19 protein-coding genes and 1 pseudogene are annotated in these 25,477 nt (G+C 50.0%); 6 read left to right on the top strand and 14 right to left on the bottom strand.

Translation table 11 applies throughout. The features are described 5' to 3' along the window. Positions 1 to 79: 79 nt before the first annotated feature. The 6 genes from glgP to asd all read right to left on the bottom strand — a co-directional run bounded on the left by glgP (position 80) and on the right by asd (position 10,824). A complete protein-coding gene (gene glgP, locus ACJHYD_RS16375; protein ID WP_000993450.1) occupies positions 80 to 2,527 on the bottom strand; it encodes a glycogen phosphorylase in 2,448 nt (815 codons plus the stop codon). Positions 2,528 to 2,545: 18 nt separating this feature from the next. Continuing rightward, the gene (glgA, locus tag ACJHYD_RS16380) at positions 2,546 to 3,979 is read right to left on the bottom strand and encodes a glycogen synthase GlgA (protein ID WP_001197646.1); all 1,434 of its coding nucleotides are present in this window, start codon (positions 3,977 to 3,979) and stop codon (positions 2,546 to 2,548) included. Next, positions 3,979 to 5,274 carry a glucose-1-phosphate adenylyltransferase gene (gene glgC / locus ACJHYD_RS16385; protein WP_000253975.1) on the bottom strand — a complete coding sequence of 432 codons (1,296 nt, stop codon included), beginning with the start codon at positions 5,272 to 5,274 and terminating at the stop codon, positions 3,979 to 3,981. The genes glgA and glgC overlap by 1 nt, the downstream gene beginning before the upstream one ends. Positions 5,275 to 5,291: 17 nt before the next feature. Then, on the bottom strand, positions 5,292 to 7,265 hold the full coding sequence (glgX, locus tag ACJHYD_RS16390) for a glycogen debranching protein GlgX (RefSeq protein WP_000192508.1): 1,974 nt from the start codon (positions 7,263 to 7,265) through the stop codon (positions 5,292 to 5,294). Next, a complete protein-coding gene (gene glgB, locus ACJHYD_RS16395) occupies positions 7,262 to 9,448 on the bottom strand; it encodes a 1,4-alpha-glucan branching enzyme (RefSeq protein WP_001283727.1) in 2,187 nt (728 codons plus the stop codon). The genes glgX and glgB overlap by 4 nt, the downstream gene beginning before the upstream one ends. A 272-nt stretch (positions 9,449 to 9,720) precedes the next feature. Further along, entirely contained in the window at positions 9,721 to 10,824 is a 1,104-nt protein-coding gene (asd, locus tag ACJHYD_RS16400; protein WP_000799961.1) for an aspartate-semialdehyde dehydrogenase, read from the bottom strand. A 191-nt stretch (positions 10,825 to 11,015) separates the two neighbouring features. On the opposite strand from asd, the gene yhgN reads away from it, so the two are divergent. Then, positions 11,016 to 11,609, top strand: a complete 594-nt coding sequence (yhgN, locus tag ACJHYD_RS16405) for an NAAT family transporter YhgN (RefSeq protein ID WP_001002544.1) — start codon at positions 11,016 to 11,018, stop codon at positions 11,607 to 11,609. A 45-nt stretch (positions 11,610 to 11,654) separates the two neighbouring features. On the opposite strand, the gene ACJHYD_RS16410 is transcribed toward yhgN, so the two are convergent. The 7 genes from ACJHYD_RS16410 to ACJHYD_RS16440 form a co-directional block, all read right to left on the bottom strand. Continuing rightward, positions 11,655 to 12,950, bottom strand: coding sequence for a DNA-processing protein DprA (locus ACJHYD_RS16410; RefSeq protein ID WP_019842341.1), 1,296 nt, complete (start codon positions 12,948 to 12,950; stop codon positions 11,655 to 11,657). Next, positions 12,857 to 14,953 carry a RecQ family ATP-dependent DNA helicase gene (locus ACJHYD_RS16415; RefSeq protein ID WP_001551777.1) on the bottom strand — a complete coding sequence of 699 codons (2,097 nt, stop codon included), beginning with the start codon at positions 14,951 to 14,953 and terminating at the stop codon, positions 12,857 to 12,859. Before ACJHYD_RS16415 ends, ACJHYD_RS16410 begins: the two co-directional genes overlap by 94 nt. 139 nt (positions 14,954 to 15,092) lie before the next feature. Then, positions 15,093 to 16,433 carry a gluconate transporter gene (gene gntU, locus ACJHYD_RS16420; protein ID WP_000210111.1) on the bottom strand — a complete coding sequence of 447 codons (1,341 nt, stop codon included), beginning with the start codon at positions 16,431 to 16,433 and terminating at the stop codon, positions 15,093 to 15,095. A gap of 3 nt (positions 16,434 to 16,436) precedes the next feature. Next, complete coding sequence (gene gntK / locus ACJHYD_RS16425) at positions 16,437 to 16,964, bottom strand: gluconokinase (protein ID WP_000108330.1); 528 nt, start codon at positions 16,962 to 16,964, stop codon at positions 16,437 to 16,439. A gap of 138 nt (positions 16,965 to 17,102) precedes the next feature. Further along, positions 17,103 to 18,098 (bottom strand): gluconate operon transcriptional repressor GntR, encoded by a 996-nt coding sequence (gene gntR / locus ACJHYD_RS16430; RefSeq protein ID WP_000730252.1) that lies wholly within the window; start codon positions 18,096 to 18,098, stop codon positions 17,103 to 17,105. A 223-nt stretch (positions 18,099 to 18,321) separates the two neighbouring features. Then, entirely contained in the window at positions 18,322 to 19,017 is a 696-nt protein-coding gene (gene yhhW, locus ACJHYD_RS16435) for a quercetin 2,3-dioxygenase (protein ID WP_000639821.1), read from the bottom strand. A 122-nt stretch (positions 19,018 to 19,139) separates the two neighbouring features. After that, positions 19,140 to 20,177, bottom strand: a complete 1,038-nt coding sequence (locus ACJHYD_RS16440; RefSeq protein ID WP_000236295.1) for an oxidoreductase — start codon at positions 20,175 to 20,177, stop codon at positions 19,140 to 19,142. A 334-nt stretch (positions 20,178 to 20,511) separates the two neighbouring features. Between ACJHYD_RS16440 and yhhY the strand changes: the two genes are divergently transcribed. From yhhY to ACJHYD_RS16465, 5 genes and pseudogenes are all read left to right on the top strand, one after another. Further along, positions 20,512 to 21,000 (top strand): N-acetyltransferase, encoded by a 489-nt coding sequence (yhhY, locus tag ACJHYD_RS16445; RefSeq protein WP_001445779.1) that lies wholly within the window; start codon positions 20,512 to 20,514, stop codon positions 20,998 to 21,000. A 235-nt stretch (positions 21,001 to 21,235) separates the two neighbouring features. Further along, on the top strand, positions 21,236 to 22,414 hold the full coding sequence (gene tssD, locus ACJHYD_RS16450; protein WP_001596269.1) for an Hcp1 family type VI secretion system effector: 1,179 nt from the start codon (positions 21,236 to 21,238) through the stop codon (positions 22,412 to 22,414). Continuing rightward, entirely contained in the window at positions 22,411 to 22,905 is a 495-nt protein-coding gene (gene yrhA, locus ACJHYD_RS16455; protein WP_000988504.1) for a protein YrhA, read from the top strand. The genes tssD and yrhA overlap by 4 nt, the downstream gene beginning before the upstream one ends. Positions 22,906 to 22,999: 94 nt before the next feature. After that, a pseudogene (locus tag ACJHYD_RS16460) lies at positions 23,000 to 23,113 on the top strand (hypothetical protein); the annotation flags it as partial. 241 nt (positions 23,114 to 23,354) lie between these two features. Then, a complete protein-coding gene (locus tag ACJHYD_RS16465) occupies positions 23,355 to 23,639 on the top strand; it encodes a YrhB family protein (RefSeq protein WP_109553743.1) in 285 nt (94 codons plus the stop codon). Positions 23,640 to 23,676: 37 nt separating this feature from the next. On the opposite strand, the gene ggt is transcribed toward ACJHYD_RS16465, so the two are convergent. After that, complete coding sequence (gene ggt, locus ACJHYD_RS16470; RefSeq protein WP_000595102.1) at positions 23,677 to 25,419, bottom strand: gamma-glutamyltransferase; 1,743 nt, start codon at positions 25,417 to 25,419, stop codon at positions 23,677 to 23,679. Positions 25,420 to 25,477 lie beyond the last annotated feature (58 nt).

Raw genomic sequence — 25,477 nt, forward strand, 5'->3', positions numbered from 1 at the left:
TCGCCCCCTCTGGACACTTTTCCTAAATAAAGGCGAAAAAAAACGGGACCTTTTGGCCCCGTTCTGTTTTTTAGCGAACTTACAATCTCACCGGATCAATATGCCAGATATGATCGGCGTACTCTTTGATCGTACGGTCAGAAGAGAAGTAGCCCATATTGGCAATGTTCAGCATCGCTTTTGCGGTCCACTCTTCCTGACGCTCGTAGAGTTCGTCGACTTTATCCTGACAATCGACATAGCTGCGATAATCCGCCAGTACCTGGTAGTGATCGCCGAAGTTGATCAGCGAATCGACCAGATCGCGATAGCGACCCGGATCTTCCGGACTGAATACACCGCTGCCGATTTGCGTCAGCACCTGATGCAGCTCCTCATCTTTCTCGTAGTATTCACGCGGTTTGTAGCCCTGACGACGCAGTTCTTCCACTTCTTCCGCTGTGTTACCAAAGATAAAGATATTGTCAGCACCGACATGATCCAGCATCTCGACATTCGCACCGTCCAGCGTACCGATAGTCAGCGCGCCGTTAAGCGCAAACTTCATGTTACTGGTGCCGGAAGCTTCCGTCCCCGCCAGCGAAATCTGTTCAGATAGATCGGCCGCCGGAATGATCAACTGCGCCAGGCTAACACTGTAGTTCGGGATGAACACGACTTTCAGCTTGTCGCCAATCTGCGGATCGTTGTTGATCACTTTCGCTACGTCATTGATCAAATGAATAATGTGCTTCGCCATGTAATAGGCCGAAGCCGCCTTACCGCCAAAAATATTCACGCGCGGTACCCACTTCGCATCCGGGTCGGCCTTGATGCGGTTATAGCGGGTGATCACGTGCAACACATTCATCAATTGACGTTTGTATTCGTGAATACGTTTAATTTGCACATCGAACAGCGCTTTCGGATTTACCACCACATTCAGCTGCTGGGCGATATACTCCGCCAGACGCTTTTTGTTCTCCAGCTTCGCCTGATGCACCGCGTGATTAACCATTGGGAAATCACAGTGTTGTTGCAGCTCATTAAGCAGGCTAAGGTCGGTGCGCCAGTTACGGCCCAGGTGTTCGTCCAGCACAGCTGAAAGCGATGGGTTCGCTACCGCCAGCCAGCGACGCGGGGTCACACCGTTGGTAACGTTGGTGAAACGACCCGGGAAGATTTTCGCAAAGTCGGCAAACAACGATTGCACCATCAGGTTAGAGTGCAGTTCCGATACACCGTTAACTTTGTGGCTCACCACAACCGCCAGCCAGGCCATACGCACACGACGACCGTTGGATTCATCAATGATCGACGCCCGTCCCAGCAGATCGGTATCGTTCGGATACTGTTCCTGCAAGGTTTTAAGGAAATAGTCGTTGATTTCAAAGATGATCTGCAGGTGACGCGGCAGAATTTTACCCAGCATATCGACTGGCCAGGTTTCCAGCGCCTCGCTCATTAGCGTGTGGTTGGTGTAGGAGAAGACCTGACAACACACTTCAAACGCGTCGTCCCAGCTAAATTGGTGCTCATCGATCAGCAGACGCATCATCTCAGGAATCGACAGCACCGGATGGGTATCGTTGAGGTGAATCGCAATTTTATCCGCCAGGTTATCGTAGGTTTTATGCAACTGATAATGGCGGCTTAAAATGTCCTGAATGGTCGAGGAAACCAGGAAGTATTCCTGACGCAGTCGCAGCTCACGCCCGGAGTAGGTGGAGTCGTCCGGATACAGTACGCGAGATACGTTCTCGGAGTGGTTTTTATCTTCCACTGCCGCGAAGTAGTCGCCCTGGTTGAATTTACCGAGGTTAATTTCGCTACTGGCTTGGGCACTCCACAAACGCAACGTGTTGGTCGCGTCGGTGTCGTAACCTGGGATTATCTGATCGTAAGCTACGCCCAGAATCTCTTCGGTTTCAATCCAGCGCGTTTTTTTACCTTCCTGCTGAATGCGACCGCCAAAACGGACTTTATAGCGCGTGTTGTGGCGTTTGAATTCCCACGGGTTACCGTATTCCAGCCAGTAGTCAGGCGACTCTTTCTGGCTACCGTTAACGATGTTCTGCTTGAACATACCGTAGTCATAGCGGATGCCGTAACCGCGCCCCGGCAACCCTAACGTCGCCAGAGAATCAAGGAAGCAAGCCGCCAGACGTCCCAGGCCACCGTTACCGAGGCCCGGGTCATTTTCTTCATCAATCAGCTCTTCGAGATTTAACCCCATCGCTTCCAGTGCGCCCTGTACATCTTCGTAAATTCCTAGCGACAACATGGCGTTGGAAAGCGTACGGCCAATCAAAAACTCCATCGACAGGTAGTAAACCTGACGAGTTTCTTGCGACAACTGGGCACGGTTTGAACGTAACCAGCGCTCCACGAGACGATCGCGCACAGCAAATAACGTTGCGTTCAGCCATTCATGTTTATTGGCGACGACCGGGTCCTTTCCAATCGTAAACATCAGCTTGTAAGCGATAGAGTGCTTAAGAGCTTCTACGCTAAGCGTGGGCGATGAATATGTAAACGGAGCATTCATATAGGCGTTTCCTGAAAACTATTTCAAGCGATAGTAAAGCTCACGGTACGACTTCGCCGCGACCTGCCAGCTAAAATCCATTGCCATAGCCTGACGTTGCACAAACCGCCACAGTGAAGGACGAGACCACAGTACAAAAGCACGTCGAATAGCCCGTAACAGCGACCAGGCATTACTATCTTCAAAGACAAACCCACTGGCGACGCCATCTGCAAGGTTCTCAAGAGAACAATCAGAAACCGTATCAGCAAGCCCACCGGTGCGCCGCACTAACGGCAGCGTACCGTACTTCAATCCATAAAGTTGCGTTAAGCCGCACGGTTCAAAACGACTGGGCACCAGAATGACGTCCGCGCCGCCCATAATGCGATGCGAAAATGCTTCGTGATAGCCAATCTGAACGCCCACCTGGCCGGGGTATTCCGCTGCCGCCGCAAGGAAACCTTCCTGCAGCACCGGATCGCCCGCGCCGAGTAGCGCCAGTTGCCCGCCCTGCTCCAGAAGACCCGGTAAGGCCTCCAGCACCAGGTCGAGACCTTTCTGGCTGGTCAGACGGCTCACCACTGCAAAAAGCGGCACTTTATCGTCAACCTTAAGCCCCATTGCGATTTGTAACTGGCGCTTATTTTCCGCTTTATCTTCCAACGTATCGCGGGTGTAACGCGAGGCCAACAGTAAGTCCGTCTCTGGACTCCAGATTTTCTCGTCCACGCCGTTCAGTACGCCGGAAAGACGCCCTTCACGGTGACGCTGTTGCAACAGACCTTCCATACCGTAGGCAAACTGCGGTTCGGTGATCTCGCGAGCGTAGGTTGGGCTGACTGCCGTAATGTGATCGGCATAGTACAGACCGGCCTTCAGGAAAGAGATTTGTCCGTTGAATTCCAGCCCATGAATATTAAAGAACGACCATGGCAATTGGATGTCATTCATGTGATGTGCATAAAACATGCCTTGATAGGCCAGGTTGTGCACAGTAAACACCGACTTCGCCGGACGCCCGCGCGCCGCCAGATACGCAGGCGCAAGGCCTGCATGCCAGTCGTGCGCATGCACCACATCAGGACGCCAGAATGGGTCAAGCCCGCTGGCCATTTCTGCCCCAACCCACCCCAGCAGCGCAAAACGCAACACGTTGTCGGTATAGGCAAATAAGTTGGTATCGTGATACGGGCTTCCCGGACGATCATAGAGATGCGGCGCGTCAATCAGGTAAATGCCAACCCCGTTGTAATGACCGAACAACAGCGTGATATGTCCGGCGAAGGTATCACGACGGGATACTACCTGCGCATCGGTCACGCCACGGCGAATATCGGGAAATGCAGGCAACAGTACGCGAGCGTCAACGCCGTCTGCGATTTGTGCTGCGGGTAATGCCCCAATAACATCAGCCAGACCGCCGGTTTTAAGCAGCGGGAACATCTCTGAACATACATGTAAAACCTGCATTATCGCTCCTGTTTATGCCCTAACTTCCGTAGCATTTCGCGCGTTACCAGCACGATGCCTTCTTCTGAACGATAGAAACGACGTGCATCTTCCTCTGCGTTTTCACCAATCACCATGCCTTCCGGAATAACACAAGCACGATCGATGACGCAGCGGCGCAGACGGCACGAGCGACCTACCCATACTTCCGGTAACAATACGGCGGAATCAATGTTGCAGAATGAATTCACGCGAACGCGCGAGAACAGAACGGACTGCACCACCACCGAACCGGAGATCACACAACCGCCGGATACCAGTGAGTTAAGGGTCATCCCGTGGCTACCGGAGCGATCCTGCACGAATTTCGCTGGCGGTAATGATTCATTGTAGGTGCGAATTGGCCAATTGCGATCGTACATATCCAGTTCCGGCACCACAGAGGCCAGATCGAGGTTCGCTTTCCAGTAAGCTTCCAGCGTACCCACATCGCGCCAGTACGGCTCGGCATCCGGGTCGGATTGTACGCAAGAGAGCGGGAATGGGTGTGCATAGGCCAGACCGGCTTCGGTGATCTTGGGAATCAAATCTTTGCCAAAGTCGTGGCTGGAGTTCTCATCGCGATCGTCTTCTTCCAGCAGTTCATACAGATAGTCGGCGTCAAAGACGTAGATACCCATACTCGCCAGAGATTTGCTCGGATCGTTCGGCATTGACGGCGGGTTAGCTGGTTTTTCAACGAATTCGATAATTTTATCGTTCTCATCAACCGCCATAACGCCAAATGCGGAGGCTTCTTCAATCGGTACTGGCATACAAGCAACGGTGCAACGTGCGCCTTTTTCGACGTGGTCGATAAGCATACGCGAGTAGTCTTGCTTGTAGATATGGTCGCCCGCCAGGATCACCACGTATTCCGCTTTATAACGGCGGATAATGTCGAGGTTTTGGGTAACTGCATCTGCGGTGCCGCGATACCAGTTTTCCCCTTTCATTCTCTGCTGTGCTGGCAGCAGATCGACAAACTCGTTCATTTCTTCATTGAAGAATGACCAGCCGCGCTGAATGTGCTGCACCAGAGTGTGGGACTGGTACTGGGTGATCACGCCCATACGACGGATCCCGGAGTTGATGCAGTTAGACAGCGCAAAGTCGATAATGCGGAACTTACCGCCGAAGTGTACGGCCGGTTTTGCTCGCTTATTGGTTAAATCCTTCAGGCGGGTACCACGTCCTCCCGCCAGTATCAGGGCAACAGATTTCAATGGCAGCTGGCGCGCCAACATTAAGTGATCGTTCTTCTCTAAACTAACCATGACTAACTCCTTTTTTATCATCTCTGGAACACACACAATCCGTGTGCAGGTCCCTGCCAGACAGCCGTAATCACTGGGTTATCCTCTCCAGCGAATGGGGGAATGGCGTGCCACTCCCCAGCAGGTAAAACAATCTCTGTTACCTCAAGCGTGGCGTTAATTGCGATCAAAAAGCGATCCGAGAGCAGAATTTGCAGCTGTTTCGGCCCGTTTTGCCACTCATCCGTGCTTAAAGGTTGAGCATATCGATTTAGCCAACGGACATTGCCGTCGCCTTCTTCCCACCAGCGATTCTCCACCAAAGCGGGAATGCGCTTGCGCAGATGGATTAACGCGGCGGTAAATGCGGTTAAACCACTGCTTGCCTGCGACCAGTCCAACCAGGTTAATTGGTTATCCTGACAGTAGGCATTGTTATTGCCATGCTGGCTGTGACCATGTTCGTCACCGGCCAGTAACATCGGCGTACCCTGGGAGAGCAACAACGTTGTTAACAGGGCGTGAATGCTGTCGCGACGCCGTTCAACCAGGTCAAGAGTACCGCCTAACCCTTCTTTACCATGATTGTTACTATAATTGTTGTTGGTCCCGTCGCGATTTTCTTCTCCGTTTGCTTCATTATGTTTATGGTTGAAGCAAACGCAGTCGCGAAGCGTAAAACCGTCATGCGCGGTGACGAGATTAATCGCGGCACTCGGCAGACGACCATTACGTTTAAAAACATCGCTGGAGGCAGCAAAACGCCCGGCAAACGCCCCCAGAGGCAAATCATAATGAAGCCAGAAACGACGGGCAGCATCGCGGAAATGATCGTTCCACTCGGCAAACAGCGGCGGGAAATTTCCCACCTGATAACCACCAGGAGCAATATCCCACGGTTCAGCAATTAACTTCACCTGCGAGAGCACCGGGCAGTTCTGGATAGCGGTAAACAACGGCGCATCCTGACGGAACTCTGGCGTACGGCCCATGACTGCCGCCAGATCAAAGCGGAAACCATCGACGTGGCAGGTTTCTACCCAATAACGCAGGCAAGCGCTGGCATAATCCACTACCGCCGGATGACTCAAATTGAGCGTGTTGCCACAACCGGTCCAGTTGTGATAATCGCCGTCTTCTCTTATCCAATAATAGCTACGGTTGTCGATCCCACGCAGAGAGAATAACGGACCGTCGAGGTCCAGTTCCGCACTATGGTTGAGCACGATATCAAGAATGACTTCGATACCCGCTTTATGCAGTGCTTTGATTGCATCGCGAAACTCATCCAGCGCCGTTTCTGGGGAGCAGGCATACGCCGGATGCAGCGCAAACATCGCCACCGGGTTATAACCCCAGTAGTTACTTAGACCCATACGTTGCAGGCGTGGTTCGCTGGCAAACTGCGCCACCGGCAGCAGTTCCAGCGCGGTAATGCCCAACTGTTTCAAATAGTTGATCATCACCGGATGCCCCAGGGCTTTATAAGTGCCACGGATCTCGACCGGGATCTCCGGATGCAGGTACGTTAATCCTTTGACATGGGCTTCATAAATGATGGTGCTGCCCCACGGCGTGCGCGGCGGGGCATCATCTTCCCAGTCATAGTGATCAACCACCACTACGCATTTCGGCGCAATGGCGGCGTTGTCGCGATAGTCAGGTTCATTATGACCGGCGTGCAGCAGCGGGTTATCTTTAAATTCCCCGTCAATTTGCCGCGCGCAAGGATCAATCAACAACTTCGCCGGGTTAAAGCGATGCCCCTCGGCGGGTTGCCAGGGGCCATGAACGCGATAACCATAACGCAAACCCGGACGCGCATCCGGCAGATAACCGTGCCAAATGTCGCCACTGTGCCCTGGCAAGTCATAGCGATGTTCCTGGCCATTGGCGTCAAAGATACACAGTTCTACCCGCTCGGCATGAGCGGAGAAAAGTGTGAAGTTGACGCCCTGACCGTCGTAATGCGCGCCGAGGGGTGCGGGTTTGCCAATGGCGAGTTGTGTCATTCTGCCTCCCGAACCAGCCAAATAGTGGCCAGCGGTGGTAGTGTCAGGCTTAATGAATGCTGACGACCGTGGCTGGCAATCTCATCGCTGTGTACCGTGCCGCCATTGCCGACATTACTGCCGTGATAGTGCATGGAATCGGTATTAAGGATTTCACGCCATTTGCCCGGCTGGTTAATGCCGAAGCGATAATCATGACGCGGCACCGGAGTAAAGTTACTGGCAACGATGATTTCGTTACCCTCTTTATCGCGACGCACAAAGATCAGCACCGAGCGTTCTTTGTCATCCACCACCAGCCATTCAAAGCCGTACGGGTCAAAATCCAGTTCATGCATTGCTTTATGGTGGCGGTAGGTGAGGTTCAGATCGCGCACCAGACGCTGGACACCGTGGTGCCAGTTATCGCCGCCTTCCAACAGATGCCAGTCGAGGCTGGCGTCATGGTTCCACTCGCGGCCCTGGGCAAATTCGTTCCCCATGAACAGCAGTTTCTTGCCCGGGAATGCCCACATCCAGCCGTAGTAGGCGCGCAGGTTAGCGAATTTCTGCCATGCGTCGCCCGGCATCCGGTCGAGAATCGATTTTTTACCGTGGACCACTTCATCATGCGACAACGGCAGGACGAAGTTTTCAGTGTAGTTGTAGAGCATCCCGAAGGTCAGTTTATCGTGATGATACTGACGATAAACCGGGTCGAGCTTCATGTAGTCCAGGGTGTCATGCATCCATCCCAGGTTCCACTTGTACCAGAAGCCCAGACCGCCCATGTCCTGCGGACGAGAAACGCCAGGGAAATCGGTAGACTCCTCCGCCATTGTCACCGCACCGGAAACCTGCTCACCAAGAATACGGTTGGTATTACGCAAGAATTCAATCGCTTCAAGATTCTCGCGCCCGCCAAATTCGTTCGGGATCCACTCCCCCTCTTTACGGCTGTAGTCGCGATAAATCATTGACGCCACCGCATCGACGCGCAGCGCATCAATACCAAAACGTTCAATCCAGTAAAGCGCGTTACCGACAAGGAAGTTACTGACTTCACGGCGACCATAGTTGTAGATCAGCGTATTCCAGTCCTGATGATAGCCTTCGCGCGGATCGCTGTGTTCATACAAGTTCGTGCCATCAAATTCGGCAAGCGCAAAGTCATCGGTCGGGAAGTGGCCTGGCACCCAGTCGAGAATCACGTTCAGACCAGCTGCGTGTGCGGCATCAATGAAATAACGGAAGTCGTCGCGAGTACCAAAACGGCGGGTCGGTGCATACAGGCCGGTTGGCTGATAACCCCAACTGCCATCGAAGGGATGCTCGTTAATGGGCAGCAGTTCGAGGTGGGTAAAGCCCATCCATTTAGCATAAGGCACCAGTTGATCGGCCAGCTCGCGGTAGCTCAACCAGAAATTGTTGTCGGTGTGGCGACGCCAGGAGCCCAGGTGAACTTCATAAATAGAGATTGGCGCATCAAACTGATTCGCTTTTTTGCGCTCTTCAGTCTGCACAACCTTTTCCGGCAGACCGCAAATAAGAGACGCGGTTTCCGGGCGCATTTGCGCTTCGAAGGCATAAGGGTCGGACTTCAGACGCAAGTTGCCATTGGCATCAATCATCTCATATTTATAGAGCTGACCGTTATGCGCCCCAGGGATAAACAGTTCCCAGATGCCGCTCTCTTTACGCAGGCGCATCGGATGACGGCGACCGTCCCAGTAGTTGAATTGCCCAACCACCGAGACCCGACGGGCGTTTGGAGCCCAGACAGAAAAACGCGTACCTGTGACGCCATCCATAGTATCTGCATGCGCGCCTAAGGTTTCATACGGGCGCAGGTGAGTACCTTCAGATAATAGCCAGGCATCCATTTCCTGGATTAGCGGACCAAAACGGTAAGGATCATCTATCAGGTTTTGCTGACCATGCCAGACAACAGCCAACTGATAGCGGAAAAAATTCTTACGTCGCGGAATGACACCGCTAAAGAATCCACGGGAGTCGAGACACTCCAGTTTTGCGAGTTTGCGCCCGGTTTTCGGTTCAATCACCCACACATCGGTAGCGTCGGGTAAAAGGGCACGGACTTCCAGTCCCGCGGTGGTTTTATGCATCCCCAGTACGGAAAAAGGATCCGCAAAATGGCCTGCAATTAGCGCGTTAATCACGTCTCTATCGATACGATCGGACATGCTTGTCTTCCTGTTTTATTGTGTCACCCCATCCAACTGGATTTTTGACTTCTGGTTGTGACATTTTTTTGACCTGAACGGCGCAGCACTCTGTGCATCCTCTCTGCGTCGTCCTCACTTCAGGTAAGGCTGTGAATACTCATGTATTCAGCCACCCTTAAAGAATAGCCAATGCTCTATTTAACTCCCGGTAAATCATGAAACATCTGCGCTTACTCCTGTATTACGCACTAGCAGGGGCGGCATCGCGCCCCAGATTTAATGAATAAAGATTACGCCAGTTGACGAAGCATCCGACGCAGCGGCTCCGCGGCCCCCCACAGCAGCTGGTCGCCCACGGTAAAGGCTGACAGGAACTCTGGTCCCATATTCAGCTTACGCAGGCGGCCTACCGGCGTGGTCAGCGTGCCGGTAACGGCAGCTGGGGTTAGCTCACGCATAGTGATTTCCCGATCGTTCGGAACGACTTTCGCCCACGGATTGTGCGCAGCCAGCAGTTCTTCCACGGTCGGAATAGACACATCTTTTTTCAATTTAATAGTGAATGCCTGGCTGTGGCAGCGCAATGCCCCGACACGCACACATAAACCATCTACCGGAATTACGGAAGATGTGTTGAGGATCTTGTTGGTTTCCGCCTGCCCTTTCCACTCTTCGCGGCTCTGACCGTTATCAAGCTGTTTGTCGATCCACGGAATCAGGCTACCCGCCAGCGGCACGCCAAAGTTATCCACCGGCAGCTCACCGCTACGGGTTAAGGTTGTGACTTTGCGTTCGATATCGAGAATAGCAGAGGACGGGGTCGCGAGTTCATCTGCCACATGGCTATACAGATGGCCCATCTGGGTTAATAACTCACGCATATGTCGCGCACCACCGCCGGAAGCGGCCTGGTAGGTTGCAACGGACACCCAATCAACAAGATCATTGGCGAATAAACCACCCAACGACATCAACATCAGGCTTACGGTACAGTTACCGCCAACAAAAGTCCTGATGCCATTATTTAATCCGTCGGTAATGACGTCCTGATTGACGGGGTCAAGAATGATGATGGCGTCATCTTTCATGCGCAGAGACGATGCTGCGTCAATCCAGTAACCTTGCCATCCGCTTTCACGAAGCTTTGGATAGATTTCGTTGGTATAATCGCCGCCCTGACAGGTCACAATGATATCGAGGGCCTTTAGCGCCTCCAGATCAAAGGCATCCTGAAGTGTGCCAGTGGTTCCGCCAAAAGACGGCGCAGCCTGACCAAGCTGAGAAGTAGAAAAGAAGACAGGGCGAATGGCGTCGAAGTCGCGCTCTTCAACCATGCGTTGCATGAGAACGGAGCCGACCATACCGCGCCAGCCGATAAAACCAACATTTTTCATAAGCGTTTTTTCCTGCAAAGATGTGTGCTGTATAAATGTGCCGGTCTCCTCTTGGCACATCTTTCACCATACAAAAAGCAGCCAAAGTCGCAAGTGAAATTAATCAATGATAGCGAAGCCATCAGTAATGCGACTTATCCTGCTTTGTTAGCACGCAGAAAGTCCGCGGCAATTATCAGGGAATTTGAGTTATGAATGAAATCATTTCTGCAGCAGTTTTATTGATCCTGATTATGGATCCGCTCGGAAACCTACCTATTTTCATGTCCGTACTGAAACATACTGAACCGAAAAGACGGCGGGCAATCATGGTGCGAGAGTTGCTTATTGCTCTCCTGGTGATGCTGGTGTTCCTGTTTGCGGGTGAGAAAATTCTGGCATTTCTTAGCCTGCGGGCAGAAACCGTCTCCATTTCTGGCGGCATCATTCTGTTTCTGATCGCCATTAAGATGATTTTCCCCAGTGCTTCAGGAAATAGCAGCGGGCTTCCGGCAGGTGAAGAGCCGTTTATCGTGCCGTTGGCAATTCCGTTAGTCGCCGGGCCGACTATTCTCGCCACGCTGATGTTGTTGTCTCATCAGTACCCGAATCAGATGGGACATTTGGTAATTGCTCTGCTGCTGGCCTGGGGTGGCACCTTTGTCATCCTGCTACAGTCTTCGCTATTTTTACGTCTGCTGGGCGAGAAAGGGGTGAACGCACTTGAACGCCTGATGGGATTGATTCTGGTGATGATGGCAACCCAGATGTTCCTCGACGGCATTCGAATGTGGATGAAGGGGTAAGGTTCAAACAGGTGCTGCACACAACCAGAGGCGGCACCTGTTTTATTACCTGAACTGATAATGACCTTCGCCCAATCGGATAACCCTTCCCTCTTCTTCTGCGCGGTTCAGCCACATACTAATTTGTTCGATGGTTAAACCAGTACAAGACGCCAGCCTTTCAATACTTATCGATTCCTTTGCAAGGATCGCCAGTTCCGCCACAAAAAGTTGATAAAAATCGACAGGGGTATGCGAGGGCATCACTGCGTAATTTGCGTCATCTTCGTGCAGCGAAAACAATTCTGGTTGAGCGTTACGGAGTGCTCTGTCATACATCAGCCCAGGAACGTCTGGCAGTCTGATCGTCACATTCTCAGCCTGTTCAGCACTCCATGACGCCCCATTTTCTACTAATCGTGAATTGGCTGATTGCACATCCTGATTTGGTTTAACCAGAACAGGCAGCCACTGATGTTTTAACGCCTCCATCGCTCCGGTTATCGTTCCACCGGTCATTCCCGCACGTACAACCATTGCGCTTTCAGCAAGGCAATAAATATATTTATTCCGCGCCATCGCATTGCCGACGGTGAAACGTACCTCTGGGTAAAACGGTGAAATCAACACCAGGTTGCCTGCTATAAGCCCTTCACGCCATTTCACTAACGTGCTCGTTTTTAACAAGCTATCAGCTAATACGCCAACGGCAGTTCCTCCGGCCTCCAGCGCCGACGCTATTGCACATTCATCAATACCTCGCGCACCACCAGAGATAACGCAAATCCCCTGTTGGGCCAGTTTCGCTGCCAGTTGTTGGGTATAGCGCAAATCGGCAGTCGGAGCATCTCGCGAGCCAACAATCGCCATACCTTCCGCTTGCAGTAATGCTTTATTCCCGCAGCCAAATAAAACGGGAGGTGCATCCGTTCGCAATCGGTTTTTCAAGCGAACGGGATAATCGGCATCTCCGCGGGTTAAGATCCATAAACCGGCGCGTTGCCACTTATCTACCGCCAACGCCAGACTATGACCACGCGCCAGCAAGCCAAGAATACGCTCCTGAGAAATACGCGGATCGCTCCAGCCTGTAAGTTTCTCTTGCGGTTGCGGCACCAGAAGATCGGCGGGACTGATACGTTGGTGCTTCAGCCATAATGCAAACTTCCCCCATTCACTATTACTAAGAGGTTTATACTCACTCGCCGCCGCGCGAGAAAAATCGCTGGTTAGCAGGAGAGTCGCTTGTGCATTGGCTGAAAGATTCATCAATTTTTTACCGAGGTAGAAGCAAGGGCAAGAGGATAAACCGTCGGGCAACCTGCCTGGCGTAACAGTGCTGTCAGAACTGTCAGCGTCCATGCAGAATCCACGATATCGTCAACCAGCAACGCCGGACCTGGCATCAAAGGAGGGGTAATCACAAACGCCCCGTCGAGATTTTGACACTGGTGAAAACGGTTTTGCTGCATTTTCTGCGGTGGATTGTCCACGACTTTTTCAATGGCATCAATAAAAGGTAAGCCAAGTTTCGCCGCCAGTCGCCGGGCAAAATCAGGAACCAGGTCGAGGTGCCTTAATGAAGGAACGCAGCATACCCAGGTTGGTTCAGGATGCGGATTCCAGCGTTGGCGAACCATTTCCGCACATGCTTCTACCAGCTCATCACTTAAGCGCCCCGTTTTTTTCTCCTGTGCTACCTGCTTTCCCCACCCGGAATCTCCCCAACGAGAAAGGATTCGCCCCGTAGATCCTTGTAAACCCGCAGGCAAGTTCCCTTTAAATCCGTATTGCGTAAAAGCCCCAGCTGCCACCTGTTTATTGAGATTTAACGGCAGGTCAGCGTGTTTAATAAATAAATTTGCCGCATGGAGTAAGCCGCTATCAATGTCGGGCGACAATAACGGATGCTGAAGACAACTGCTACATTTACCACAACGTTCGGCACTTGGCTCATCGAGTGCACGGCGCAGAAATTGCATTTTGCACTCCTTGGTCGTGATATAGCTTTCAACGTCTGCCAGTTCACTTTTTCTCTGATTCATCAAATGGTTAATTCGTTCATGATCAGGAGAAAAACTGACGATAGTTCTGCGCCATAATTTCTCGGTATACACCACAGGCGATGGATTTTCCGCTACCAATAATTTCAGTGCTTTTTCTATTTGCCCATAACGAAGATTCGTCCGTTGTTCAATGCCTCGTAGGGTAAGACCGTCATTCTCGCTAAGTACGTTGAGTATTTCATGAATTTGCGCCTCCGCAGGAAAGGCGCTTTCACGGAAGAATTGATGAATAGCGCGGTCTTCACCACCACAAAGCAATATGCCAACTGCGGAATCTATAGCACGCCCGGCACGCCCCACCTGTTGGTAGTAACCGACAATAGACCCCGGCATCTGATAATGAATGACGAAACCTAAATCAGGTTTATCAAACCCCATACCTAATGCCGTCGTCGCGACCAGCACTTTGATTTTATTTGCCAGCAGTGCCTGCTCCAGATATTCCCTGGCAGTATTAGAATCTTCCGCGCCTTCACAAGTCACGCCGCTGTAGTAAGCAAATGCACTGATACCATTTTTCCTTAACCACTCGGCGACAAGTTCAGCATCGCGAGTCGTCAGGGTATAAACAATTCCCGATTTGGAAAACTGAGGGATAACCGTTGCTAACCATGCCAGACGGGATGACTGTTCTCCTAAGACTAAGGCATCAAGCGCCAAACTTTCGCGAGCCAGCGTTCCACGCTGAATCACAATGTCACCCAATTGCTGACGGATATCCTCAACAACACGGTTATTCGCTGTCGCGGTTGTACCCAGAACAGGGGTATTCGCAGGCAGTTGGCGCAAAATATCTAATATACGTCGGTAATCCGGGCGAAAATCGTGGCCCCAATCAGAGATGCAGTGCGCCTCGTCGACCACAAGCAAGCCAATACGATCGGCTATAGGATATAAAACCGTTTCGATAAAGTCCTGGTTTGCCAAACGTTCCGGGGAAACCAGCAAGCAATCGACCTCACCTTGCAGCAACTTATCGCTAATGCGCTGCCATTCTTCCCTGTTTGTAGAATTCAACGTTTCAGCCGTAATACCTAACCGTTCAGCGGCGGCAACCTGGTTACGCATCAGGGCAAGCAAAGGAGAGATGATAATTGTCGGGCCAGCGCCGCGATCGCGGAAGATTTTACTGGCGATGAAGTACACGGCACTTTTCCCCCAGCCGGTGCGCTGTACAACCAGCAGTTTTCGCCGCTGATTAACCACTGCATCTATGGCTTCCCATTGCCCTTCCCTGAAAGTAGCGGTGGTATTTCCTAACATCCGCTGTAAAAGCAATTCAGCTCCGTGCTTTTCCATCTTTATCTCCTGCGATCTTTAGGCAGTGATTAGAACGGATTATTAGCAGGTAAATTTGCGAGAGAGATCAAAAAGATGAAGAGAGGAGATAAGAGAAATGAATTACTGCGAGCAAGCTCGCAGTAATTTGTCGCAGTAATTAACTCAACAGCTGGAACGCAATCATCCCAACGATGGCACCAACAGTGCCGAGTATGGTTTCCATCATGGTCCAGGTTTTCAGCGTTTCGGCTTCGGTCGCGCCGGTAAATTTACCGAACAACCAGAAACCGGCGTCGTTAACGTGGCTGACAACAATCGAACCACCGGCGATACAAATCGACAGCGCCGCCATTTGCGCACCGGAGTAGTTCAGTTGTTCAATAACCGGCATCACCAGTCCCACCGCCGTTAAACAGGCAACGGTGGCAGAACCCTGAATGATGCGCACTGCAGCTGCCAGCACGAAGCAGGTGATGGCAATCGGCAGGCCCATGCCGGTTAACGCTTCGCCCAGTGCCGGACCTACGCCAGAGTCAACCAGCACCTGTTTGAACACGCCGCCTGCACCAATCACCAGCAGAATGATCCCCGCCGGTTGCAGCGCGTGACCGCAAATCTCCATCACTTTGTCTTTTGGCATGCCCTGACGCATTGCCAGGCCATAAATCGCCACCAGACAAGCAACCAGAATCGCGGTAAACGGATGACCAATAAACTCGAACCATTCGTAAGCGGTAGAGCCTTCTGGCACAAAACGCGCGGCAATGGTTTTCAGCCCTACCAGCACCAGCGGCAACAGGATCAGCGACAGGCTGAATCCGAAAGATGGCATTTTGCCTTCGCCGAGATGTGGTTCGCTGATGTCGTCAGGAATATGCAGCTCCACGTAGCGGCTGATGAAATTACCCCACAGCGGCCCGGCAATAATCATTCCCGGAATTGCCGCACACAGGCCAATCAGGATCATCCAGCCAAAGTCGGCATTCATCTGCGATGCCAGCAGCATTGGCGCTGGTCCAGGCACCAGGAACGCAGCCGCGGCCGCCACGCCTGCGAATAATGGGATTACCAGCTTCACCAGGTTCGTACCGGTGTGGCGCGCCATTGAGAAAGCAACGCTAATCAGCAGAACAATCGCCACTTCAAAGAACAGCGGTAGCGCACAGACCAGCCCCGCAAGGCCGATGGCATAATGCGCGCGGCTGTGACCGAAGGATTTGAGCATTTTGACGGCAATCTGATCGACTGCGCCGGTTTCATGTAAGATCTTGCCAAACATAGCTCCCAGGGCGACAACCACCGCCAGGAAGCCGAGGGTGCCTCCCATCCCTTTTTCCATCGTCGCTGCGATTTTATCGAGCGGCATACCGGAAAAAAGGCCAGCCCCCATGGACACCACCATCAAAGCCAGGAAAGCGTGCATACGCGCCTTCATGACTAAAAACAGCAGCAGTAAAACAGACCCTACTGCTGTTAAAACAAGCGTTAATGTAGTCACTACTTATTTGCCTTTTTTAATAACCTCAATGGTGCTTGCCACAACACCTTCCAGCGGTTGATCGATATCCACCACCAGTACATCGGTTTCGTCCGCACCCGGCTCCTGCAGCGTTTCAAACTGCGTCACCAACATTTGGGTTTTAAAGAAATGGCCTTTGCGCGCTTTCAGGCGGCTTTCAATCACATCAAAATCGCCTTTCAGGTAGATGAACGAGAGATTCGGATTACCTTCACGCAGCAAGTCGCGATAGTGTTTTTTCAGTGCAGAACAGACGATCAGCGACACTTTATTGGTGCGCTGCATAGCAAACGCGGCGTCGTTCAGCGCCTGCAACCACGGTTTGCGATCGTCGTCATTCAGCGGTTCACCAGACGCCATTTTTTCGATATTGCGCCTTGGATGGAGGAAATCGCCATCAAGAAACGCGGCATGAAGTTGATGCGCCACTTCACTGGCGACCGCAGATTTGCCGCTGCCCGATACGCCCATCAAGACGTAAATGTGGTGATCATGGTTAGTCGTGCTCAAAGTGGTGCCCCCACAATACAAGAAATAAAAATGTTACGGGTAACTGTTATCGGTAACATTGTCCGGCCGGACAATATCAGAAGCAATATCCATCCGTGCCTTAAGTGTATAAGTGTGAGCTACTTCAAATTTGTGGGCTTAAATAGATCCGCCCGGTGACAAGGTGAAACCTAAATCTAACATTTTCGGTGTCACAGATTCGCCACGAATACGCGCCAGCAGGCGTTCAGCGCCAATACTGCCCATCCGCTCACGCGGCGTCAGTACGCTCGCCAACCGTGGTTCCATCACCTGACCAATGTCATGACCATGGAAACCGGCAATCGCCATATCGTCAGGAACTTTCAACCCCAGACGCTGGCATTCAAACGCCGCGCCGACCGCCAGGTCATCATTAGTACAGAACACGCCATCCAGCTGCGGATATTCCCGCCTCGCCTGGCGAATCAGTTCAATACCGGAAGAGTAAGAAGAAGATTGCTCAACCATCACGCTATACGGCACCAGGCCTGCATCCAGCATCGCCTGTTCGTATCCCTTCTGTTTGATGATAGTACGTTCGTCGAGACGTGCGCCGAGATAGGCAATGTGGCGATGCCCGCGAGCAATAATGGCGGTGGTCATCTGGCGTGCCGCTTCAAAGTTATCAAAACCGACGGCAATATCGAGGCACGGCGACTTGCTGTCCATCAACTCCACCACCGGAATCCCCGCCACTTCAATCATCTTTAAGGTGCGTGGCGTGTGGGTACGTTCGGTGAGGATCAGTCCATCGATATTCCATGAGAGCATTGATTCGAGGCGTTCTTGCTCCATTTCCGGTTTATAACCGTAGTGCGCCAGCATAGTTTGATAACCGTGCGCGTCGGTGACGCTTTCGATTCCGCGTAATACTTCCGCGAAAACCTGGTTGGTGAGAGAAGGTAACAGGACGCCAATCGCCCGGCTGGTGGCATTAGAGAGGATATCGGGCGCGCGATTGGGAATATAACCCAGTTCATCAAGAGCGGCGGCAATCTTGCCGCGTAGAGCGACGGAAACCTGCTCCGGGTTGCGTAAAAAACGGCTGACCGTCATTTTGGTCACGCCTACACGGTCAGCCACATCCTGAAGTACGGGTCTTTTCTTTTTCATCGTCCTGAAGGTACAAAAGAGATAGATTCTCTTAGTTTAACACGGACGCATCAGAACCTTCCCGGGGAAAACAGTGCTTGTTTACAATTATTAGATATACACTAAATCAATTGCATCGCATTGTGCTAACGACGCGGCAAAACCCCGGAAGCGTACATCAGCACGCGACCGGAGCGAGTGAGGAAGCCTGCAAAAAGGCAGGCTTCAAAGATGCCGTTGAGTTTTAAACCGGCGGCAGATCGAACAGTAACACTTCGCTGTCGCTATCCGCATGAATGGAGATTGCCTGCTCATCCCAGATTGCCAGACCATCGCTGGTCGAGGCTTTCACGCCGTTAATGGTGACATTGCCTTTCACCACCTGAATCCAGACGCGGCGTTCAGCGGCAATCTGATGCACCGACTGCTCATCTTTTACCAGCGCCCAGCGGTACAGTTCCATATCCTGATACACTTTCAGCGAACCATCACGCGCATCCGGCGAGAGCACCAGCTGTTTGCCCTGTACGGCATCGAAGCGACGCTGTTCATAACGCGGCGTAATACCGTTTTCTTCAGGCATGATCCAGATTTGATACAGATGCAGACGCTCGGTGCTGCTTGGGTTGTACTCTGAGTGACGAATACCCGTACCCGCACTCATAATCTGGAACTCACCCGCCGGAACCTGCTCTTTATTGCCCATGCTGTCCTGATGCTCAACAGTACCTTCCAGCACGTAGGTCAAAATTTCCATATCTTTATGCGGGTGAGTGCCGAAGCCCTGCCCTGCTTCAATCACGTCGTCGTTAATCACGCGCAGCGCGGAGAAGCCCATAAAGTTCGGATCGTAATAGTTGGCAAAAGAGAAAGTATGCCAGGAGTCCAGCCAGCCATGATTTGCATGACCACGTTCATTTGCTTTGCGTAAGTAGATCATTTTTATTCGCCCCCTGAATGATTTCGATGGGCTTAGTGTGGACCCGATCCGCCTAGGATGATAGAGGGTGAAAATTGACCCCTCTGTTCAAAAAAATTGAACTATTCGAGGGGCCATCAAACTTACTTCGCGAGAGTCACTGTGGAGGGAGAGGCTTGCTCAAATCCTCGTTCAAGGATTTCCAGATTGGTAAGAACTTCAGATTCCTTGACGTAATTTGGCGCACCGTTGGTGATGGTTTGATACAACGCATCATAAACGCGCCCGTAATCGCCCATCTCCGGCTTCATCTCTTCTCTGACCGTCACACCCTCGTCATTGACATACTCCAGCACACCGACCGAATCATCCGCTGCGAATCCCGGTTCGCCCGGCATAATATTAGCCTTGAGGCTGGTTTCCTGCTGGTCGATACCGTATTTAATAAACGAACCTTTCTTACCGTGAACGATAAATTTCGGATAATCGATTTTCACCAGATGGCTGGTTTTGACGATGGCTTTCAGGTCGCCATAAAACAGCTGCGCTTCAAAGGTGTCGTCAGGATTGGCTTTATTACGCAGGCTGCGGATGTCATAAGCGACGTGATCCGGGCGACCGAACAGAGAAATAATCTGGTCCATCGTATGCACACCAAGACCATAGAACGCGCCATCCTGCGGCAGCCCAGGTTTGGTTTCTGCCACCGGGCGGTAATAGTCAAAATGGCTTTCCACTTCGACAATCTCTCCCAACTTGCCACTTTCAATCGCTTTTTTCGCTGTCAGGAAGCAGGAATCAAAACGACGATTCTGATACGGCGTGACGGTCAGTCCTTTGCTTTTCGCCAGCGCAAACAGCTCCTTCGCCTGGGCAAGCGTCGGGGTGAACGGTTTTTCGACCAGCACATTTTTCCCGGCTTCCAGCGCGCGCTTCGCGTACTCGAAGTGGCTGTCTGCATGGGTGCAGACCACAACCAGCTTAACATCGGGATCGTTTAGTACTTCGTCGAGATCGCTGGTGAAATGGATATGAGAGTAAATGGGGGCCTGTTCTTCCGGCTTCGCATGGCGGCGAAAAATATGCGCGACATGCCAGCTATCCTTGCGGTTAAGTACATACGGCAGATGGTAACGGGTGGTGCTTTTGCCGAAGCCAATAAAGGCGCAGTTGATGACCATGATTTCGTCCTTTTTAAGGTGATTATTTACACCTTAGCGCAAAGCGGACGTGGTTCCTACTGGAGTGCGCATAACGAACACAAGCACTTCCCGTGGATAAATTGAAAACGAAAGATCAAAAAAAAAGCCAGCACCCGGCTGGCTAAGTAATACTGGAAGCAATGTGAGCAATGTCGTGCTTTCAGGTTCTCCGCGAGGGTCTTCCTGATCGCAAGACAATAATAATCATTCTCATTCGCACTTGTCCAACACTTTTTGCAAAAAAAATGCATTTGACTCGCATTTGAAAGTCAATGATGTTGAAAGGGACATTTACCCCAAAGAGGACAAAGGAATGAGTGAGATAGTGATACGCCATGCTGAAACGCGCGATTACGAGGCCATCAGGCAGATTCACGCCCAGCCGGAGGTGTATTGCAACACGCTACAGGTGCCTCATCCTTCCGATCATATGTGGCAGGAGCGACTCGCCGATCGTCCCGGCATCAAGCAACTCGTCGCCTGTATTGATGGAGACGTCGTGGGCCATCTCACCATTGACGTGCAACAGCGCCCACGCCGCAGTCATGTTGCAGATTTTGGTATTTGTGTCGACTCCCGTTGGAAGAATCGCGGCGTCGCCAGCGCCCTGATGCGAGAGATGATTGAAATGTGCGACAACTGGTTGCGGGTAGATCGTATTGAGCTAACGGTGTTCATCGATAACGCGCCAGCAATTAAAGTCTATAAAAAATTTGGATTTGAGATTGAAGGGACTGGCAAGAAGTACGCATTACGTAATGGTGAATATGTCGATGCGTATTATATGGCGCGGGTGAAGTAAGATAGTGCCCTTTTTCTGAGATGGAAAAAGGGTGTCATTCAAAATCGGCATACCTTCCTTTAATGTATTTATTTTCCCAATAAATATATAAGATTTACCTCATAATTACGTCCTAAAGTGTAATATTTTATTTTTTAATATATACGCCTACAATTTCCTGGAGTAAATAAATAACAATTAACAAGCATAATAGTGCCATTGATAAAATAGCATGCCATAAAAGGACTTTTCATGGATGAGTAATATTGTTTACCTGACAGTAACGGGAGAACAACAAGGAAGCATCTCCGCAGGTTGTGGGACTTCTGAGTCTACAGGTAATCGCTGGCAGAGCGGGCATGAGGATGAAATATTTACATTCTCATTCTTAAATAGTATTACTAATACGGGGCTTGGTTCACAGTTCCATGGTATAACATTTTGTAAATTAATTGATAAAAGCACTCCATTATTTATTAATTCCATTAACAATAATGAACAATTATTTATGGAATTTGACTTCTATCGAATAAATAGATTTGGTAGATGGGGAAAGTATTATTATATACAACTAAGAGGCGCTTTTTTATCGGCTATTCATCATCAGATCATTGAAAATCAACTGGATACAGAAACATTAACTGTTAGTTATGAATTTATCCTCTGTCAACATCTTATCGCAAATACCGAGTTCAGCTATTTGGCACTCCCTGAAAATTATAACTGTTTGTTTTTACCAAATTCAAAAAACCAAACAAATAATCGTTTCAAAACGTTAAACAGCAAAGCTATTGGCAGGCTACTTGCTGCTGGTGGCGTATACAATGGGAACATTGAAGGATTCAGAGATACTGCGGAAAAACTGGGTGGAGATGCAATAAAAGGCTATGATCAAATACTAAATGAAAAAACAGCGGGCATAGCGATAGCAACAGCATCTATTCTTTTAACAAAGCGTTCTAATGTTGATACATATACAGAAATAAATAGTTACTTAGGCAAACTTAGAGGTCAACAAAAACTTCTTGATGGTATAGACATAATAGAAACAATATACATTAAGAGAACTTCAAAAGACTTAGCTAACTTACGAAAGGAGTTTAATAAAACTGTAAGAAAAAATTTTCTTATCAAACTTGCAAAAACCTCCGAAGCATCTGAAAGATTCAACGCCGAAGACCTTTTAAGAATGAGAAAGGGCAATGTTCCTCTAAATTATAATGTTCACCATAAACTATCTCTAGATGATGGTGGTACTAATGATTTCGAAAATTTAGTATTAATCGAAAACGAACCATATCATAAAGTTTTTACTAACATGCAATCACGAATAGCTAAGGGAGTATTAGTAGGTGAAAGCAAAATCACTCCCTGGGCCATTCCATCTGGCTCAATTTATCCTCCCATGAAAAATATTATGGAACCCACAAAATGATGACTAAAACCCAAATAAATAAATTAAAAAAAATGATGAATGATTTAGACTATCCATTTGAAGCACCGCTCAAGGAATCATTTATTGAAAGTATAATCCAAATAGAATTTAATTCTAATTCAACTAATTGCCTGGAGAAATTATGTAATGAAGTTAGTATTCTTTTTAATAATCAACCTGATTATCTTAATTTTTTAAGAGCAATGGATGGATTCGAAGTTAATGGATTACGATTATTTAGCCTCTCGATTCCAGAACCTTCAGTTAAAAACCTTTTTACCGTAAATGAATTTTATAGAAATAATGATGATTTCATAAACCCTGATCTACAAGAACGGTTAGTGATCGGGGATGATAGCATTTCAATATTTACTTATGACATTAAAAGTAACTTTTTTGAAATTAGAGATAATATTGGCACCGAAAATATATTCAGTTCGTTTAGTGATTTCTCTTCATTCTTAAACGAAATCATGGACAGTTGTTCATAATAATCAAAAGATAACAAAAATCATTGTAAACCATGCCATCTTTTTAGAGATTACCAGCAGAAAATTCCTTGTTCGAAACTTAGCAATGCAAGCTATGGAAAAACTTACAACGGAACTACACTCCTTAAGTGAGATGGACCGAAGACATGTAATCTCTATTTTAGCCGAAATAGCTAATGGCTATGATGATTTTAGTGACATGTTGATTTAGTTAGAATTTCACCCGAATCATAAGATTCTGATATCTTAAATAAGAAAATCCCGTTCGACGTTCTGAAAAAGAAATCACAAAATATTAGCAGATACTTATTTCGTGACTGTATATTATCCGATGAACTTTTTTCAAAACCAGCATTTAATAATATCTTTGACGAAGATGAACGCGTCTTTTCTCAAAGTATAACGCAAGAATAATAATATAACGATCAATAATAATATTTATTATAATTATGATTACTTATCACGACGCATTCGCGAAAGCGAACCATTACCTTGATGATGCAGATCTCCCTGTCGTCATCACTCTGCATGGACGTTTTAGCCAGGGCTGGTATTTCTGTTTCGAATCACAAGAATTTCTTGAATCTGGAGATGAGGCCGCGCGTTTAGCCGGTAACGCACCTTTTATTATTGATAAAGACAGTGGTGAAATTCATTCCCTTGGAACGGCAAAGCCGCTGGAAGAATATCTACAGGTTTATGAAATAAAAAAGGCTACCTTCGGCTTGCCCTGACAATACGGCCCTCTTCCCACGAAGAGGGCCGCTAACCTTAATAACCCGCCGTTAAATCATCCACCGAGCGCGGATCGGATGCGCCGTACAACTCGCCGTCCGGCCCAACCATAATGCTTTGTGTACTACCCATCGCCTCTTTCAGCGCCACTTTCTGACCTTTTGCTTCCAGCAGCTTGAGCGTATCCGGGCTAAACCCTTTTTCGACACGCAGCTCGTCCGGCAACCACTGATGGTGGAAACGCGGTGCATTGGTCGCTTCGGCGACATTCATACCATAATCGATGCTGTTCACCACCATTTGCAGCACGGTAGTGATGATCCGGCTACCGCCTGGGCTACCAGTCACTAACCAGGTTTTACCGTCTTTCACCACAATGGTTGGGGACATCGACGACAGCGGGCGTTTATTCGGCCCGACCGCGTTGGCGTCACCACCCACCAGCCCGTAAACGTTCGGTACGCCAGGTTTGGCGGAGAAATCATCCATCTGGTTATTAAGCAGAATACCGCTCTCGCCCGCGACAATGCCCGTCCCGAAGGTGGTGTTCAGCGTATAGGTCACCGCTACCGCGTTGCCGTCTTTATCCACCACTGAGTAATGGGTAGTTTGATTACTCTCATAAGGCGCAAGCTTGCCGGGGCGAATTTCGCTGGATGGCTTCGCTTTATTGATATCGATTTGATCGGCAATAGATTTGGCATAGGCTTTATTGGTCAGCGCCTGCCACGGAACTTTGACAAAATCCGGGTCGCCAAGATATTCCGAGCGGTCGGCGTAGGCATATTTCTCAGCTTCTGCCATGATTTGCATCGCGTCGGCGCTGCCAAAGCCGTATTTCTTCATATCGAAGTTTTCCAGAATATTGAGGATTTGTACGATATGGATCCCGCCGGAAGATGGCGGTGGCATGGAGTAAACCTGATACCCGCGATAATCGCCGCTAATCGGTGTACGTTCGACCGCTTTATACGCCGCTAAATCTTCTTTAGTGATCAAGCCACCGTTTTTCTGCATCTCCTGGGCAATCTGTTCCGCTATCGTGCCTTTGTAGAATTCGTCCGGGCCGTTTTCGGCAATCATCTCCAGGCTCTTTGCCAGGTTCGCCTGCACCAGCTTGTCGCCCTTTTTCAGCGGCGCGCCCTCTTTCCAGAAGATAGCCTTGCTGTTTTCGTGATTCGGCAACACTTCGCTACCGTAGGTTTTGAGATCGTCAGCCAACGCGTCGTTAACGATAAAACCATCGCGTGCCAGTTTAAACGCCGGTTGCACCACTTTGTTCAACGGCATGGTGCCGTATTTATCCAACGCCAGCGAGAAACCTGCTACCGTACCGGGCGTACCGGAGGCCAGATGCGAAGTGAGTGATTTTTTGCTGTCCGGGTTACCCTGATCATCAAGGAACATATCGCGGGTCGCTTTGGCGGGTGCCATTTCGCGGAAATCGATAGCGGTGGTATTGCCATTTTTCGAGCGGATCAGCATAAAACCACCGCCGCCCAGATTCCCCGCCTGCGGATGCGTTACCGCCAGCGCGTAGCCCACCGCCACGGCAGCATCAACGGCATTCCCGCCCTCCTTGAGGATATCCACGCCCACCTGAGTGGCAGTAGCATCTACAGACGCCACCATCCCCTGTTTCGCGCGTACCGGATGGAAGACATCTTCCTCCACGCCATAAGAAACAGGTGGCGGAGGAGGCGCGGCGGCGGCGCTAAAACAACTTCCTGAGAGCAGAGCAGCAATGGCTACCCGGCGTAAAAACGTCGGTTTTATCATCGTTATTCTCCAGAGATTAAGGGGCAACCCCAGCTAAGCCTGGTATATAACTCTGAAT

Source organism: Escherichia sp. WS1368, assembly GCF_046487485.1.
GTDB lineage: Bacteria > Pseudomonadota > Gammaproteobacteria > Enterobacterales > Enterobacteriaceae > Escherichia > Escherichia coli.

What these genes read in the sequence shown, in the direction of transcription:
- glgP (WP_000993450.1), bottom strand. Translation starts at nt 2,527, where the DNA reads ATGAATGCTCCGTTTACATATTCATCGCCCACGCTTAGCGTAGAAGCT.
- glgA (WP_001197646.1), bottom strand. Translation starts at nt 3,979, where the DNA reads ATGCAGGTTTTACATGTATGTTCAGAGATGTTCCCGCTGCTTAAAACC.
- glgC (WP_000253975.1), bottom strand. Translation starts at nt 5,274, where the DNA reads ATGGTTAGTTTAGAGAAGAACGATCACTTAATGTTGGCGCGCCAGCTG.
- glgX (WP_000192508.1), bottom strand. Translation starts at nt 7,265, where the DNA reads ATGACACAACTCGCCATTGGCAAACCCGCACCCCTCGGCGCGCATTAC.
- glgB (WP_001283727.1), bottom strand. Translation starts at nt 9,448, where the DNA reads ATGTCCGATCGTATCGATAGAGACGTGATTAACGCGCTAATTGCAGGC.
- asd (WP_000799961.1), bottom strand. Translation starts at nt 10,824, where the DNA reads ATGAAAAATGTTGGTTTTATCGGCTGGCGCGGTATGGTCGGCTCCGTT.
- yhgN (WP_001002544.1), top strand. Translation starts at nt 11,016, where the DNA reads ATGAATGAAATCATTTCTGCAGCAGTTTTATTGATCCTGATTATGGAT.
- ACJHYD_RS16410 (WP_019842341.1), bottom strand. Translation starts at nt 12,950, where the DNA reads ATGGACGCTGACAGTTCTGACAGCACTGTTACGCCAGGCAGGTTGCCC.
- ACJHYD_RS16415 (WP_001551777.1), bottom strand. Translation starts at nt 14,953, where the DNA reads ATGGAAAAGCACGGAGCTGAATTGCTTTTACAGCGGATGTTAGGAAAT.
- gntR (WP_000730252.1), bottom strand. Translation starts at nt 18,098, where the DNA reads ATGAAAAAGAAAAGACCCGTACTTCAGGATGTGGCTGACCGTGTAGGC.
- yhhW (WP_000639821.1), bottom strand. Translation starts at nt 19,017, where the DNA reads ATGATCTACTTACGCAAAGCAAATGAACGTGGTCATGCAAATCATGGC.
- ACJHYD_RS16440 (WP_000236295.1), bottom strand. Translation starts at nt 20,177, where the DNA reads ATGGTCATCAACTGCGCCTTTATTGGCTTCGGCAAAAGCACCACCCGT.
- yhhY (WP_001445779.1), top strand. Translation starts at nt 20,512, where the DNA reads ATGAGTGAGATAGTGATACGCCATGCTGAAACGCGCGATTACGAGGCC.
- tssD (WP_001596269.1), top strand. Translation starts at nt 21,236, where the DNA reads ATGAGTAATATTGTTTACCTGACAGTAACGGGAGAACAACAAGGAAGC.
- yrhA (WP_000988504.1), top strand. Translation starts at nt 22,411, where the DNA reads ATGATGACTAAAACCCAAATAAATAAATTAAAAAAAATGATGAATGAT.
- ACJHYD_RS16465 (WP_109553743.1), top strand. Translation starts at nt 23,355, where the DNA reads ATGATTACTTATCACGACGCATTCGCGAAAGCGAACCATTACCTTGAT.
- ggt (WP_000595102.1), bottom strand. Translation starts at nt 25,419, where the DNA reads ATGATAAAACCGACGTTTTTACGCCGGGTAGCCATTGCTGCTCTGCTC.